This is a genomic window from Furfurilactobacillus curtus, assembly GCF_054657915.1.
In genome coordinates, this window is record NZ_BAAHXU010000001.1 from 1,590,956 (window position 1) to 1,606,115 (window position 15,160).

General features: G+C 43.4%; 12 protein-coding genes. 3 read left to right on the plus strand and 9 right to left on the minus strand.

What is annotated here, in order from left to right:
- Window positions 1-43 precede the first annotated feature (43 nt).
- Both ACYQ0Y_RS07440 and ACYQ0Y_RS07445 read left to right on the plus strand, forming a co-directional pair.
- Entirely contained in the window at window positions 44-1,471 is a 1,428-nt protein-coding gene (locus tag ACYQ0Y_RS07440; RefSeq protein ID WP_407883450.1) for an MDR family MFS transporter, read from the plus strand.
- Entirely contained in the window at window positions 1,471-2,181 is a 711-nt protein-coding gene (locus ACYQ0Y_RS07445) for a DUF4811 domain-containing protein (protein ID WP_407882903.1), read from the plus strand. Before ACYQ0Y_RS07440 ends, ACYQ0Y_RS07445 begins: the two co-directional genes overlap by 1 nt.
- Before the next feature lie 270 nt (window positions 2,182-2,451).
- Here ACYQ0Y_RS07445 and ACYQ0Y_RS07450 read toward each other — a convergent pair whose 3' ends face one another.
- A complete protein-coding gene (locus ACYQ0Y_RS07450) occupies window positions 2,452-2,853 on the minus strand; it encodes a MerR family transcriptional regulator (RefSeq protein ID WP_407882905.1) in 402 nt (133 codons plus the stop codon).
- A gap of 100 nt (window positions 2,854-2,953) precedes the next feature.
- Here ACYQ0Y_RS07450 and ACYQ0Y_RS07455 point away from each other — a divergent pair, with 100 nt between their 5' ends.
- The gene (locus tag ACYQ0Y_RS07455; RefSeq protein WP_407882907.1) at window positions 2,954-3,712 is read left to right on the plus strand and encodes an SDR family NAD(P)-dependent oxidoreductase; all 759 of its coding nucleotides are present in this window, start codon (window positions 2,954-2,956) and stop codon (window positions 3,710-3,712) included.
- Between the two features lie 18 nt (window positions 3,713-3,730).
- On the opposite strand, the gene wecB is transcribed toward ACYQ0Y_RS07455, so the two are convergent.
- The 8 genes from wecB to ACYQ0Y_RS07495 form a co-directional block, all read right to left on the minus strand.
- On the minus strand, window positions 3,731-4,873 hold the full coding sequence (gene wecB, locus ACYQ0Y_RS07460; protein ID WP_407882909.1) for a non-hydrolyzing UDP-N-acetylglucosamine 2-epimerase: 1,143 nt from the start codon (window positions 4,871-4,873) through the stop codon (window positions 3,731-3,733).
- 337 nt (window positions 4,874-5,210) lie between these two features.
- Window positions 5,211-7,100 (minus strand): SpaA isopeptide-forming pilin-related protein, encoded by a 1,890-nt coding sequence (locus tag ACYQ0Y_RS07465; RefSeq protein WP_407882911.1) that lies wholly within the window; start codon window positions 7,098-7,100, stop codon window positions 5,211-5,213.
- Window positions 7,101-7,238: 138 nt separating this feature from the next.
- A complete protein-coding gene (locus ACYQ0Y_RS07470) occupies window positions 7,239-8,108 on the minus strand; it encodes a helix-turn-helix domain-containing protein (RefSeq protein WP_407882913.1) in 870 nt (289 codons plus the stop codon).
- Window positions 8,109-8,809: 701 nt separating this feature from the next.
- Entirely contained in the window at window positions 8,810-10,039 is a 1,230-nt protein-coding gene (locus ACYQ0Y_RS07475) for a hypothetical protein (RefSeq protein WP_407882914.1), read from the minus strand.
- 135 nt (window positions 10,040-10,174) lie between these two features.
- Complete coding sequence (locus ACYQ0Y_RS07480) at window positions 10,175-10,717, minus strand: hypothetical protein (protein WP_407882916.1); 543 nt, start codon at window positions 10,715-10,717, stop codon at window positions 10,175-10,177.
- A gap of 160 nt (window positions 10,718-10,877) precedes the next feature.
- Window positions 10,878-12,650: an ABC transporter ATP-binding protein gene (locus ACYQ0Y_RS07485; RefSeq protein ID WP_407882918.1), complete on the minus strand. Its 1,773-nt coding sequence runs from the start codon at window positions 12,648-12,650 to the stop codon at window positions 10,878-10,880.
- A gap of 130 nt (window positions 12,651-12,780) precedes the next feature.
- Window positions 12,781-12,909: a hypothetical protein gene (locus ACYQ0Y_RS07490; RefSeq protein WP_407882920.1), complete on the minus strand. Its 129-nt coding sequence runs from the start codon at window positions 12,907-12,909 to the stop codon at window positions 12,781-12,783.
- A gap of 816 nt (window positions 12,910-13,725) precedes the next feature.
- Window positions 13,726-14,520 carry a helix-turn-helix domain-containing protein gene (locus ACYQ0Y_RS07495; RefSeq protein WP_407882922.1) on the minus strand — a complete coding sequence of 265 codons (795 nt, stop codon included), beginning with the start codon at window positions 14,518-14,520 and terminating at the stop codon, window positions 13,726-13,728.
- Window positions 14,521-15,160 lie beyond the last annotated feature (640 nt).

Consider the following 15,160-nt stretch of genomic DNA (forward strand, 5'->3'; position numbering starts at 1 on the left):
TTAATAAAAAAATGAGGTTACAATCATGAGTGAAACAGAGCAAATGACGAAGCAACAGCATCGAGCGTTAGTTAAAGTGGCGGCAATTTTAGTAGTTGGCGCGATTGCCCCCATGTTAGATACCACTATGACCAATGTCGCAATTGCCACGATTATGAAAAGTTTAAACAGTACAGTGGATATTGTCCAATGGGTGACCACCGGCTATGTACTGGCGATGGGCGTGGGCGTGCCCTTCACTGGATGGGCGGTCGATCGCTTTAACGGAAAAATGGTGAACCTAGTTGGGCTGGCCCTGTTTTTAATTGGCTCAGTTATTTCCGGAACAGCCACGACAATCACCGCATTAATTATCGGCCGATTAATCCAAGGGGCCGGTTCAGGAATTATGATTCCTTTATTAACCACTTTAATCGTCCGAGCGGCTGGCGGCAAGAACCTTGGTAGCTTGATGGCAATTATTGGTTTGCCAATGGTATTGATTCCAATTTTAGGTCCAACCATTGGCGGCTACATTATTCAACAGCTAAATTGGCACTGGATTTTTTATGTCAATATTCCAATTGCAGTAATTTCAATCGGTTTAATTATGTGGTTAATGCCAGATTTTAAACCACCATTTCCAAACAAAAGATTTGACTGGCTCAGTTTCTTGATGCTTGGCGGGATGTTTTCAGGTCTTATTATTGGAATTGTTCAGTATAGTACGCATGACAATTTGGCGGCAATGGGAGTCCTTCTTCCGATCTTTGTCGGTCTTGATTTGATGGTCGCGTATGTTCTTTACGCACGCCGATTTCCTGATCGCGCCTTGGTTAATCTGGATATGTTTAAATTTCCCAACTTCTCAGGCTCCATGTGCATTTTGTTGATGTCGGGGATCACCGTGAATGGTGCAATGTTCATTCTTCCTTTATACCTGCAAAATGTTCGGGGGCTGAGCGTTGCTTGGGCCGGAACGTACTTGATTAGCCAAGGAATTGGCATGTTCATTAGTCGAACGCAGGTCGGAAAGTTAACTGATCAAATTGGTGCACGATGGGTCGTCATCGTTGCCGTTGTGATATCAGTGCTTAGCACGTTACCCTTTGCTTATTTTGATGCCAACACTAGCAAATATTTAGTCTTAGTCGTCTTATTCTTCCGCGGGATAGCACAAGCAGGAATGACAATTCCAGTAATGTCAGACTCATATGTAAGTTTGCCAAAGGAATTGGTTTCTCAAGCGACCACCGCAACACGGATGTTACAAAACGTTGGTGGTGCCTTTGGGTCGGCAATTTTGGCCACGGTAATTCAAAATCAAATTAACGGAGTTGTACCAACCGTCACTAAATTAACAAATGCTTATCACATGGCGTTTATTTGGTCTGTTGTTTTTACTGGTCTAGCAATAGTGCCGGCCTGGTTCTTGACTCACCATCGTTCAACTACCTCGGTTTCAGAAAAAACGAGTAAGGAGGCAGCCTAATGTTAATTGGATTAAATTTGCTTTGTATAACTGGGCTCATTTTAGTTGGTCTAAAAGTTGTTGTTAAACATCGCCGCTTTTGGTTAATCTTGATGGGAATTGTTTTGATTGGGTCGCAAGGTATACTGATAGCCAACGTGAATCAACATTGGGGTGCCCATATCCAAACAACCCAAACCACACAATCGTTATATTCCTTAGCAACGATGCCAGGTGATAATCATGTCTTAGTTTTTCGCAATGTTGGCTCGGGGAAAAATCAAAAGCAGATTTATGTGGCGACCAACAAATCTAATGGGAAGCAGAAAGTGATGACATATTCTGATGGTGCTACGATTCAGATACGTCGTAATGTTAGTGAGCGTGCGAAGCGCGTTAAATCAGTACAAAGATGGGTATATGATAATCGATTTGCTCAATTTCTCTTTGCTGGTGTCATGAATAATCAGCAAGTTAAGCGCACTACCATTAGTTATCGCCTACCAAGCAATTGGTACTTGATGACCAGCCAACAATTGGGTCAAGCGGCTAGTGAACTTAAACAGCAGCAAGCAGCATTGAAGGCTAGCGTAACTGAGCAGGTCAAACTGGCCGCTCAACCAGGGTTGGCTGCCAATCCTGCCGCATTAAAGCAGATCAAAAATCAGGCAATGCAACAATTTGTTGGGAAAATTTTAGCCAAAAATGCGGTTATGCGGGGGACACATTAGTCTAAGTAGATTTAGTCATATTAGCAAAGAGCCAAAGAGCCAAAGAGCCAAAGAGCCAAAGAGCGGGACATAAGTCGGTAAGTGACGAGCACTAAGGGTGACCGGCGAATGATGATGGTTTATTCATCGTTCGCCGGTCGCTTTTAGGTAGAGTCACTTGATTTTTTATGTCCCGTATTTGACTATCTAGATTGGAAATGAAATTTAGATTTTACTCTTATTCCAGTCGCTCATTTCTTAGGCAAGTTGCTCAAAGATCATCCAGAATTGTTAGCTTCTGTTTGGCTTAGTTGTTGATGACAGTAACTTGGAGCGTTGGGTGTTAAGATGAGTGACCTTTTGATCTAAAAAGATCTTCTGCTGCTGGATCTCGGTAAGCCGATGATCTAGCTGTTTATTTAATTGATTTAAAAAAGCGATGCCTTGATTCAATTCATCTATGGTTGGGGATGAGCTGTGAAAAAATGACATCATCTGCCGACTTTCTGCTATCGATGCACCAAGATGACGCAAATGAATGAGACGGTTCAAGTCATCAATGTCGGCTGACGAATAGACCCGTCGGCCTTGGGAATCACGGTTAATTGGTCGTAAGAGCCCTTCCTTTTCATAATAACGAAGCGTGTCATAGGTAATGTTGAATTGGTCAGCAACTTCGCGAATAGAATGCATGAAATCAGTCCTTTCACATGAGGTTTAGTTGATCCTTGCGCTAGTGTAACACCAGCGTGGTAGGCTAACTACATATTGATTTAGAAAGGAGATTTTAACAATGACAGAAACACAAATTTTAACGTTAGTAACCGGTGGTAACCGTGGTATGGGGCTCGAATTGGTTAAACAACTGAGTCAGGCTGGTCAACGGGTGTTGATGGGAAGTCGCAATTTGGATAACGGTGTGGCTGCTGTCAAACAGCTAGGACTAACTGATGATCAAGTCACGGTGATTCAGCTTGATGTGACCGATCCTGCGTCGGTAACCCAAGCTGCACAAACGATTGAAAACAAATTCGGCTATTTGACCACTTTGATTAATAACGCGGGTGCTGTATTTGATGGCAGACAAGCGCCATCCCAAGTTAATTTGGACGATGTTCGAGCGGATTTCGAGTTAAACTACTTTGGCTTGATTGATGTAACAGAAAAAATGATTCCATTGCTTGAAAAGAGTTCGCAGGCAAAAATCATTAACATTTCCAGCATGATGGGGTCTAAAACGGCCGCATTAGATCCAACCACGAATGTGTATCAGGCGGTAGCCGTTGGTTATCAATCGGCTAAGGCCGCCGCTAACATGTATACCGTTCAACTGGCCAAAGAATTTCAACGTCGTCAGCAACCAATTACAGTCAACGCGACTGATCCCGGGATGATTGCCACAGCGTTTGGCTCAGGTGACCCAGAAAAATCAAAAGCGATGGGAGCGTTGCCGATTGAAGACGGTGTTGTACGAACCATGGAGTTAGCCACCGATTTCACGAATCAAGCGACGGCGACCTTTACGAATAGTGATGGAGCTGTTGGTTGGTAAGCAGTGGAAATGTGATGATCAGTCCTTCTCCATTTGATCACCTTGTTGCGCAAAGTATTTTGCGATGCTATTAGCGATGCGTTCGCTAGCATGGCCATCTCCGTAAGGATTCTTTGCCGAACTCATGCGTTTAAATTCGGTTGGATCATTGAGCAGATGCGTCATCGCTTGATAGACAGCATGTTGATCTGTACCAACAAGTTTGAGTGTGCCAGCGGCAACGCCTTCCGGTCGTTCAGTGGTGTTGCGTAAAACAAGGACTGGTTTACCTAAAGCTGGTGCTTCTTCTTGAACCCCGCCGGAATCGGTCATGATAAAGAGCGCTTTAGCAGCTAGATTGTGGAAATCAACTACATCTAACGGCGCGATGAGGTGAATGCGGGAGTCATTTGCAAATACTTCTTTCGCCACGGTCTGAACGCTTGGACTCAAATGTACGGGATAGATGACATCTAAATGATCGTGTTGATCAACCACGTGTTTAATCGCTTGAAAGGTATCGCGCATTGGATTACCTTGATTTTCACGACGATGCATCGTTAATAAGATGTATTGGTGATCAGTCGGAATCTGATTTAAAACGTCGTGATGATAGTCTTCATTGACGGTTTCTTTTAAAGCATCAATTGCGGTGTTCCCAGTGACGAAGATGTTTTGTAACGGTAAATTTTGTTTGATCAGATTAGTGGCGCTAGTTGTGGTCGGTGCAAAATAGAGATCACTGAGGATATCTGTCATTTGGCGGTTCATTTCTTCTGGGAATGGCGAATATTTATGCCAAGTTCGTAAACCGGCCTCGACATGCCCAATGGGAATTCGGTGGTAGAAGGCACTGACTGCTGCAGCGAATGTTGTTGTTGTGTCGCCATGAACTAAGACAATATCCGGTTGTTCCTTCGTGAGGATTTCGTCGAGCTGATTGATAACATTAGTTGTGATACCGGCTAAGGTTTGGGCAGTGCTCATGATGTTTAAATCATAATCCGGCGAAATATGAAAGATGGCCAACACTTGGTCCAGCATTTCCCGGTGTTGTGCGGTAACGGTGACGACGACTTGAAAACGTTCATCACGTTGCAATTGTTGGACGACCGGCGCCATTTTGATGGCCTCAGGACGAGTGCCAAAAATCAGCATCACTTTAAGTTGATTTGATTGCATAATAACTTCCTCCAAAGGGTTCATTTTCGAGCCATTCTGACTAAAAATTGTAGTTTTTGAGACAATGTTGGTGGGATGAGTGAAACGGACAATAGCGAGTTCGTTCATTTTCAAACTGGTCGTTAAGTTGTTTGAATTCGGCATTGACCGGATTCAAACGCTGATGACCGGTTTTTTTGTTGATTTTTGATGTATTGGATTCTAAAAGATCCCCATCCCGAACTTTGGGATAGGGATCTTTTGGTCTGAACAAAGTTATCCGTTGTCACAGATGTGCTAAGGAACATTGTTTAATGATCAGCTTCGATTTGAAAAATTATCGTTAGCGACTGTTTTACTAATGCCGCCGTTGTTGTTTGGCAGCTAAGGTCGTGATCAAAGCAAGGATCAGTAAGGCTAATACTGCTGCAAAGGTGGCTTGTTCATCCGCGCTTGTCTGTGGTAACAATCCCTTTGTTTTTGTCTGCGGCGTTGTCTGTTTAGCCGGCGTTGATGTGTGCGGCTTGATAACGCTTGTGACTGGTTTAGTTAATGTGGGCGTTGTTGGCGTGATTGGCATTGTTTGGATGGTTGGGGTATTCGGAGTCGTCGGCAATGTCGGTACCGTTGGTTTCATTGGCTTAGTTGGTGCGGTTGGTTTTGTAGGATTAATCGGCGGCGTTACGATAGCCGGAGTCTTACGATCAACCATGGTGACTTGCTGGGGTTGGGCGACATTGTCGCTGGTGATTTGGAATAAAGCAGGTTGTGTGTTCAAGTCGTAACCCTGTGGAGCGATCATTTCAATAAATTCATAATGACCCAACGGTAGGTCATTGATCGCAACTTGGCCACGGTCATTTGAGACCAAATTGGTTTCCACAACCGCACCAGTATCAGTATTAACGACTTTGAAAATGGCGCCGGCCAATGGTGTCTTGGTGTCGGCATCAAGTTTGGTTAGCGTGGCTTGTCCAGTTTGGTGTTGATCTGCGATTGTAATGGTTTGTGTTTGTTGGTTATCAGAGACGGTGATTGGTGTTGGTTTGGCCAACTGATAACCGATGGGCGCCTTAGTCTCTGTCAAAGTGTACTGGCCAAGCAGCAAGTCCGTAATGGTGATTTGGCCATTGGCATCTGTTGTATAAGTGCCAACCACTTTGCCAGTCGTGGCGTTGGTTAGGGTGAAGGTGGCATTGGCAAGCGCTTGCTTGGTTTGCGCATCGATTTTGGTTAAGACTAAGGTACCAGTGTCGCCGGTTAGTGAACCGCCGGCAGTGGTCTTAGAAGTTGTGACAGTAATTGGGCTGGTGGTGGAAGAACCGGTTAGCCAAATGGTATTCGCGTACTGGCCACCTGCTTGTTCAGCTGTGATTTGACTGTCATATTGCACCAAATAAGTCGCGTTGATGTTACCAAAGGCAATGGTGAAACCCGTTCCATCATCACTGCTGGTTACTTGAAATTGATTTGTCACATCCTTAGAACTCGTGATATTGCCTGCTTGGTTATGGGTGACCTGTAAGATTTTGAGCGAGCTGGCTTTAAAGGATTGGCCAGTACCTAAAGTATCGTGCATGGTCACGTTGTTTAAGCTTTTACCTGCGTAGTTAACACGAGCAACCCAACTAATCGTGTTACTCGTTGTGTTTCCTTCAGCCCATTTGTAAATGAGTTCGTTAGGATCAGGAGCGTCTGTTGTGGAGCCACCATCGCCGGTTATATTAGTGACGACGGAGTTAGAACCAAGGTTGATCGTGACGTTTTCACCAGGTTTGACAACGTGAGTGTTAATTGTCGTCTCGAAATTTAATTGGCCACCGACATTACTATGTGTGGCCAGATAGTTATTTGGATCAGTAAAGTTGACGGTAACGGTACCATCTGCAGTTAAGGCAACCGTTCCAATTACAGTGCCGTCACTGGCCTTCAAGTCAAAATTAACATTATTCGCAACTTGCAAGGCGGCGGGTAATTTGAATGTCGCCGCATCACCTTTCTTCAAGGTGCCTAATTTCCAGTCATAGCTTAATTTGATGGTGTCATTGACATCAAGTTCATTGCTACTTCCCGTCTTTTCATCGGTTAATTTTGCATTGGATAGATTGTTAGAAAAATCTGTGGTCGCAGCGTTGACCGACGTGGTGCTAAATGTGAATAGTAATAAAAATATTGCTAGCAGCGTCGTCAAGAAAGGCAAAACTAATTTGACAGACATACTAGGATCTTTTTTTGAACTAATCGACATGTAATTCACCTCCGAATGAATTTATATCGTTATTATCCCGTCTAACCACCATCAAGCGGGTTAAATGATTCAAAACTGAATCGCGGACAAGTTAAATTAGACGCGATTAGTTACTGTATCAATGATGTTGGCGATGAATTAACTTGGTGTCATGGCAAGCACCCGCTGCAAAATAGCTTGATGCTGGGTTGCCGCATTAGTCATTTCCAGGGATTCAAAAATGTTGATTGTGCGTTCTGCCTGAGCGATGCCTTGATTTCGTTGGCCATGAAAAATCTGATCAATACCTTCGTAAAACATCAGGACGCTACGTGAAAACATATCGGTCACGTTGCGTTTGCGATGTTTTAATAACACAAAAAAGCGATTGGCGACGTTCATTGCGCCATCTTCAATGGCCTTCAAAACAATATTACAGATCATTAGTGTCACTTCATCATGCTCGGTATTGAGTTGTTTGTAGAAATCCATACGTTGCAGGACGCGTTTGAATAACATATCAACCACATTAATATCGAACATAAAAAAGCTGTTATTAAATAAAGTGAGTTCGTAATACATCCAATTTTCGTTTTTGAATAAATAATTCAAAATTTCAGTACTTTCTGGTTCAAAATTTGTTTCACGACGTAAGCGTTTAATTAGACCAGCTCCAAGCAAAGCTAGGTGTTTAAATTTTAGATTGTTGGTTTTGAGGTAGTGTTGATTAGCCTCTTTCACAACCAACTGGATTGTTGCTTCATCGCCTGAGATAAAAGCGTTGTTATTACGAACAACTAAGCTTTGGTAATCTTCGCGTTCGTGATCTTGGTCGTTAAACATGAGTTGAAATTCATCTAGAGTTACGTTTAAACGCTCCAAAATTTCCAAGAAGCTAGCGGCGTTTGTTTCCACCTGGCCGTGTTCGTATTTGTAATACATTGAACGGGAAAGCAAGTTGTCGTAAACAGTGTTCGCTTTGAGCTGTTTATCTAAGCGAATTTGTCGAATGGTGCTTCCAGTGTGCATAGTCAATTTTTTCCTCCTCCTAAAATTAGGTTGCGATTTAGCTAGGAAATTACAATTTGAAAATTTAAAAGGTCACAATTTAGTTGTGTGTAAGTTATGAAGCATCTACTCACGGAATTCGACTGCACCGGTACGCTGATCGTAGTTAGTGAAAGGATCAGTTCAACGCTGCTCCTCGGACTAGCTCAATTAGTTAGACGAATGGAGGCGTAACCATGTGGTACTTGATTGGAACCCGTGAATCCTAATGATGATCGTAATTAGATATGACACTATAATTGACGCCAACTGTATGTGGCAGTTTTGTGTTGCAAGCGGTCATGCGTTAAATGAGCGATGCAACTTGTCTTCGACGAAGGACGGTTCTGATCAGGAATCGTTCTTTTTGTTGCCATAAATGGCTCGCTTTTCATCGATTAACGAGGCGACGAATCGATTTGGTTAATGGTTTCAATAAAGCAACCATTAAGATGGTAACCATTGAAAAATGTAATTGATAGGCAAAAGCAGGGCTTGGATTGTAATGTTTTTGCTGATGATCGTGGTTAGGTAATAAAAACAGCAAATTAAAAAAATAAAACGGTTCCGTATCCGAATTTGGAGTGCGGGACCGTTTTAATTACGCCACTTGGTGGGATATGCCCGCTATGTGTGCTATGACTTGATCTTCATCATCAGATACTTTGACTAATAACTGTGAATTAAACGTAAGCGACTAAACCATGTGGATGTGGGATTTCAGCTAAGTTCATTCCAGTCGCCGCTGTGTCCCAAATAGCATTGGCTAATGAATCGGCGACTGCGCCTGTGATGCAGATTAGTGTGTGACCGACTGTTTTGCCGTTATTAGTGAGCTTAGCGATTGCGGAATCACAAGCCTGTAAGAGATCGTGAATCGTTTGATTGCACGTAGTGAGGATTGAAGCTGTTGCACAAAGAACCACACGGTCGGGTTCATCACTTAAGATTGGATACTTAATTTCGCCGTTGATCGTGCGAACGAGTCCATTGCCTACAGCGCCAATCAAATTAAATACGCCACTGCCGAGCGTTGCGGCGGCACTAGTTAAACCGATAATGACACCGCTGCCATCAACTAACGCAGGGGTGTTATTCGCATTTTGAATCGCATTAACAACACTTGTCCCAAGATTAGTCACATTACCCAAGATAGCGGTAACACCGTTGCCAACAATACTGGCAACATTGTTAATATTGAGCGAAGAGATGAAACTAATTCGCATGTCGGCCATTTGTTCATTGGAAACAAAGACATCATTTTCTTCTTTAGCTGTTGGGACTCTGGATCCAGATTGTGAAACATTCCCGTTGACGGCAACCGGCGTTGAAGTAGTTGCATAGGTTGTTTGAATGCCCTTGGCGATTTCATCAACTCGAGGAATGTTATTTACAACAATGGTTGAGACGGCCTGTTGCAACATCCCACCATTAATGGGGTTGTTGGCAGAGGCTGATTGATCAGGACCTAGACCAATTTCACCAAGCAAAGCACCAGCAGGCGTATTATCATGATCGGTTGGTGTCACGCTTGTATTACTAGGAGCCTGGGTGTCACTGCTTGCTGGTGACGTGCTCACTGAGTTGGTTGGTTGCGTTGCCGTGGTCGATGTGGTCGTCGATGAATCAGTTGAGTTAGTAGTTGATGTCACGGGATTCGCTGGCACAACGGTTGGCGTTGTCGTGGCTGATGGCACACTAACAACGGAGGAAGAGTAGAAGCTATTATTAGATCGTGGTGAGTTCATCGACAGATTTGAACTGGTCGAACCAGAGTAGCTAAATGAAGAGCCAGCGCTAAACACGTCGGCAGAAGCGTTAGTCGTCAATTGAGTGGCAGTTAGACCGCCAAATGTCATCGCTAAAGCGAGTGCAGTCGCAAACCGCACCCCATGGACCTGTGATTTATTCATGAGTAAATCCCCTTTTTTTAAAACGTCATTGCTAAGTAAAAAGGCTTGGAAACACCGTATAATGTGATTTCCAAGCCTTTGATGGCAACCTTTATCCCAATGTTAACGTGCTAGATCACGAGTCAATAGGAAGAATTACCAAATAATTGAGCTTGTGAAGAATGGGTTGTTTTGATAGTGACCATAGTCGAACCCGTTGCTCCCATTGGAACCGTTACTTCCATTGGAGCCATTACTCCCGTCAGAGCCGTTAGTTCCGTCTGTGCCGTTAGAGCCGTTAGAACCATTAGTTCCGTCCGTTCCGTTAGTACCAGCAGTACCGGCAGTACCAGCAGTACCGGCAGTACCAGCAGTACCAGCAGTACCAGCAGTACCAGCAGTACCGGCAGTACCAGCAGTACCAGCAGTACCAGCAGTACCGGCAGTACCGGCAGTACCAGCAGTACCAGCAGTACCACCAGTGCCAGCAGTACCCCCACCGTTGCCACCATTATTGTTGTTACCTGGGTTGCAACCATTACCATAGTGAGGTGTGATTACACTAGAGGTCCATAGGTTTTGGGTTGTTCCCTGGTCAACAACGGCGGCGTTGGCACTTAAACCACCGCCAGCTAAGACCAAAGCACCACTGAATAAAGTGGCACCAATTAACTTCATGGTATTTTGTTTAATTGACATAGATCGACGCTCCTTTTGAATTTTTAAGGGGTTTAGCCCTCATCGTCATTGTAATTTTCGACCCTAACTGTAATGTCGAAAGGGTCAGAAGTTACCCGTCTAGATTGGAAACATTCAAATTTTTCACAAAATAACGTTCAACAATCATCCTTGACACAATTTATTTAATGATCTGATGGTCCACGAATTCACGATAAAGTTCATGAGTTCGATATAACTGAGCATGAGTACCACGGCCGGTAATCCGGCCTTGTTGGATAAACAAAATCTCATCGGCTTGTTGAACCGTCGCAAGACGATGAGCGGAAATTAGTGTGGTCCGATCGTGCATCAGGCGGGTTAGGGCGACTTGGATATGGGCTTCGGTATTACTATCTAAACTGGCCGTAGCTTCGTCCAAAATTAACAATTTCGGATTTCTTAAAAAGGCTCTGGCAATTGCAATTCGTTGTCGTTGCCCACCTGAAAGTTTTAGCCCGCTTTCGCCGACCTGAGTCGCTAATCCATGCTCAGTCTGGCGAACAAAATTAGCAGCGTCGGCAGCGGCCAGTGCTGACCAAATAGCTTCATCCGTTGCATTTGACAGACCATAGCGAACATTATCGGCGATGGTTCCTGTGATCAGACTATTTTCTTGAGCGACGTAACCAATCTGTTGTCGCCATTGGCTTAATGATAGACTGGCTACATTTTGATCACCGGCCATGAATCTACCGAGCTTGTCAGCTTGACGAATATTCGGGTAGTAATAGCGTTCGATGATGGAAAGAATGGTAGTTTTTCCACCACCAGAAGGGCCAACTAGTGCATACACACGACCTGGTTGAAAAGTGAAGTTCAAGTTGTGTAAGACAGGACGTTTGTCGTAGCCGAAAGAAACATCACGAAATGTTAGCGGTATCTTGTTCAGCGCTACCGTCGCATGACGATCACCAAGCTGCTCACTTGCTAGTTGGAGCAAGTCATAGACGCGAGTCGTTGCGCCGTTGACCCGTTGCATTTGGTTACCAAATGAAGCAACCGTTGTGATTTGGGGAACGACTTGAAATAAATATAAGAGAAAAGCGACAAACGTCCCACTGGTCATGACGTTTTGACGAACCAAAGCACCGCCGTAGCTAATGACGCCAATGATGATGACCATCATCACAATCGACATAATTGGATTGATGATGGAAAAGAGGCGAGTTTCACGCATCCCCAAGTTAAATAAGCCATCAATGCGTTGATTGCCCCGATTTTTTTCGTAGGCCTCAGCATTGGCCGATTTAACGAGACGCATGTTGCTAAGGACTTCCTCAGCATAGCCGTTCAGGTTTGCTAAACCATCTTGAGTTAGTTTAGAGATATGGCCCATCAATCTCCCTAACGGCCACATGACCAAAAAAGTTACGGGAATCGCCAGCAAGATCACGAGCGTTAGATGCCAGTCCATCCACAATAAAATGACAAAACTGCCCGTTACCATCACAACGGCGGAAATAAACTGCGGCAGATAGCTGGTGGCGACATCCTTGATCAGTGTCGTGTCGTTAATGAGCCGGCTCACGCTTTCACCAGATGAGTGGTCGGTAAAGTAGGATAACGGTAAGTGTACATACTTCGCCCACAGGGTTTTACGTAGGTTGGCCACGATCTGGTTACCCACGTAGCCAAACAAATACATTCCCATCATTGATAGAACGCCGGATAAGAGAAATAACAAGGCCAAAGGTCCCAGCGCTGATAATGAAAATGTTTGGTGGGCCAAACGATCAATGAGTCGTTGAGCAATTAGCGGTAACACTAAGCTGGCACTGGTTGATAACAGGCTAATGAATAAACCTAAAGATAGGCGCCAATAACTCGGTCGAGTCTGCGCGATTAATGCACGTAGATGTGTCGAACGTTTATTCAAAGAATGAGTTGAGTGAGTTTTTTGTGATTGAGTCATTGAATGCTCCTAGTGATGAGAGATTGACTAGTTAACTTTTGGGGGATGCTAGCCATTCTCATAAGGTGTTGCAAAAAAACATGGGGGATGAGTGAAACTTTGATGATATAAAAATCACAGGCATATTGGCTTAGCGACAACCACAGGTACTACTTGTTTGTAGCGTGTTGCTGGTCGCCCAAGGCAGCTGTAAGCCACCGCCAAATACGATCTGCAAGCCTAGTTGTAGCCAATACGAAAGCTGTGCAATCCAAGACATAAGCGAGTCCTTTCCGCGGAATTACCGCATCATTGAAGTAAACCAGTTTTCAAGAAAAGTGGTAAATCCTGTCCACCAAATTTTAAATTGATCAATCCAAGAAGGCATTTGTATCTCTCCTTTCCACTAACGTTGCGTCATATTGATTTAAAAAGGCCGTCATTTCCACAGTTGGAAAATGACGGCTGAATTTAACAAGGCGACTGATCGTCACGCGGTTAAACTAATTCTGTGGGTACCATGGTAATGGAAGCCCGCCGCCAAAGACACCTTGGAAGGCGAATTCAACCCAGTAAGATAATTGTGCAATCCATGACATGATGTTCACCTCTTTTGTCATTAAATTTTTTGCGGCTTCAAATTGTCGCTAGTTCTTTGGGTACCAAGGTAATGCAAGACCACCACCAAAGACAATTTGGAAGGCCATCTGAACCCAGTACGATGCTTGTGAGATCCATGACATGAGGCTTCACCTCCTTTGTGTGACTGAGTTGTGTACAACTTGTGAAGCAGCTGTCTGTTTGCCACAAACTAAAAGATATCGCTGTTTGATAGCGCTTCACGAAAGTGGGTCAAAATTGAAACGCCCCGACGCTTTTTTACAATTTTTGACAAAAAAGACAATTTCGAAATATTTAATTATAGGTGGGGCTGATTTTTAAGCAGCTTGCACCTCAAACTATGAGACAGGCGCGGAATCTGAGTCACTACTCAATTGGCAACAACTGGCACAGTTCAGTAGAGCAAAAAAGCCTGTCTTTTTGGCAGATTCACCAAAGACAGGTTATAACGCAGGATTAATTTCATTAAAAATGATTAGCTGAAGAGATGTAATGACGGTAATGTAGGATCATATTTTGTATTCACAATTTCAAATTGATGATTTTTACGGTAATGAGAAGGGGTTTCATGACATGTTTTCTTAAATGCGTGGATAAAGGCGCTGCTGTCATAAAAACCGAGAGTTGTCGCAATATCAGCGATACTTAGGGCCGATGTTGTGAGTAAGTGTAACGCTATTTTGATCTTATTCTTGGTAATAAAGCTCATCAGAGATTCACCAGTTTCTTGTTTGAACAGTCGTGAAATATAAGATGTCGAATAACGCAGTTGTTTACTGATAGCACTGGGTGTTAGTTGGTCGATAGGGATCGTATCAGCAGCTTCAAGGATCATCAAGGTCACCTTAGAATATGGACGATGCTGTTGTTGTTCACTGGCGAGTTTATTTCCAAATGTCAGCATGATCTCTTTAGCGATCGCCAGTAGATTAGCTTGCAGATTTTGTTGGCGATGTAACTGGTTAATGAAATAGTCACGTAGATACATGTAAGGAACATGGCTGACACCAATTGTTAGTGCTGCATCACTACAACAACAGACAATTTCAATCAAAACATCTTCAACCTGCTGGTGTGACAGGTTGTTCAGCTGATCTTCATAAGTTGTGGTGAGCTGGTTAAAAGAAAATAACATCTCGTCGATCCCACCATTCGGTAACTGATCCATAACGAGTTGCTCAAAATTAAAAATAGCTAACCGAACTGGTGTCGAGTTGGCATTTTGGTGTGCGATGAATTGCTTATAGTCGGTGTCTACAAAGAACTGCATACAACTTTATTCCCCCTGAGTATTTAGCAGGGCAACCGCAAGCGTCGATTAATATTGAACAGAGCATGTGATCAGAATCAAGTCATGGAAGATTTTACGTTAAAGTCGTCTCGAATAAATGAACAGCACAAAAACTCAGGCCCATCAAGCTTAAGCAGTTCGATAAACACCTTTACCAACACATTGTGATTTTGAGTTAAGTATTTGTACTGAGATTTCGATTCGATAATTTGATTCTGCAAGTCGTATTTGGGATTACTGTGATTGTACCCAAGAATATTAGTAATAACGCTATCTTTATTTAGTTATTACCACAAAGTATGTAATTAAACCCTTTTTAATACAATTAATTTGCTAAAAAGTACAATATCTGACACATTATTCAGCTTATCCTAACTCCAAGGGGGATGTAAGCCGTCGATTTTAAAAATGTTGCATGGGAGATTTAAGTTGCACACCAAATAACTGGTGTGCAACTTTTTTGTTTCTCGATTTATTTCACACGAGAAAATTACAACTTTGGCCATTTCGACACAATACGTTAATTAAATTATTAGTTAGTTTTGATGCTGAAGACAGCTAACCGATGGATGGTGATTGCTAAACACTCACTTTTTCACATCGTTCACCTACGGGCTGC

What these genes read in the sequence shown, in the direction of transcription:
- ACYQ0Y_RS07440 (WP_407883450.1), top strand. Translation starts at nt 44, where the DNA reads ATGACGAAGCAACAGCATCGAGCGTTAGTTAAAGTGGCGGCAATTTTA.
- ACYQ0Y_RS07445 (WP_407882903.1), top strand. Translation starts at nt 1,471, where the DNA reads ATGTTAATTGGATTAAATTTGCTTTGTATAACTGGGCTCATTTTAGTT.
- ACYQ0Y_RS07450 (WP_407882905.1), bottom strand. Translation starts at nt 2,853, where the DNA reads ATGCATTCTATTCGCGAAGTTGCTGACCAATTCAACATTACCTATGAC.
- ACYQ0Y_RS07455 (WP_407882907.1), top strand. Translation starts at nt 2,954, where the DNA reads ATGACAGAAACACAAATTTTAACGTTAGTAACCGGTGGTAACCGTGGT.
- wecB (WP_407882909.1), bottom strand. Translation starts at nt 4,873, where the DNA reads ATGCAATCAAATCAACTTAAAGTGATGCTGATTTTTGGCACTCGTCCT.
- ACYQ0Y_RS07465 (WP_407882911.1), bottom strand. Translation starts at nt 7,100, where the DNA reads ATGTCGATTAGTTCAAAAAAAGATCCTAGTATGTCTGTCAAATTAGTT.
- ACYQ0Y_RS07470 (WP_407882913.1), bottom strand. Translation starts at nt 8,108, where the DNA reads ATGCACACTGGAAGCACCATTCGACAAATTCGCTTAGATAAACAGCTC.
- ACYQ0Y_RS07475 (WP_407882914.1), bottom strand. Translation starts at nt 10,039, where the DNA reads ATGAATAAATCACAGGTCCATGGGGTGCGGTTTGCGACTGCACTCGCT.
- ACYQ0Y_RS07480 (WP_407882916.1), bottom strand. Translation starts at nt 10,717, where the DNA reads ATGTCAATTAAACAAAATACCATGAAGTTAATTGGTGCCACTTTATTC.
- ACYQ0Y_RS07485 (WP_407882918.1), bottom strand. Translation starts at nt 12,650, where the DNA reads ATGACTCAATCACAAAAAACTCACTCAACTCATTCTTTGAATAAACGT.
- ACYQ0Y_RS07490 (WP_407882920.1), bottom strand. Translation starts at nt 12,909, where the DNA reads ATGTCTTGGATTGCACAGCTTTCGTATTGGCTACAACTAGGCTTGCAG.
- ACYQ0Y_RS07495 (WP_407882922.1), bottom strand. Translation starts at nt 14,520, where the DNA reads ATGCAGTTCTTTGTAGACACCGACTATAAGCAATTCATCGCACACCAA.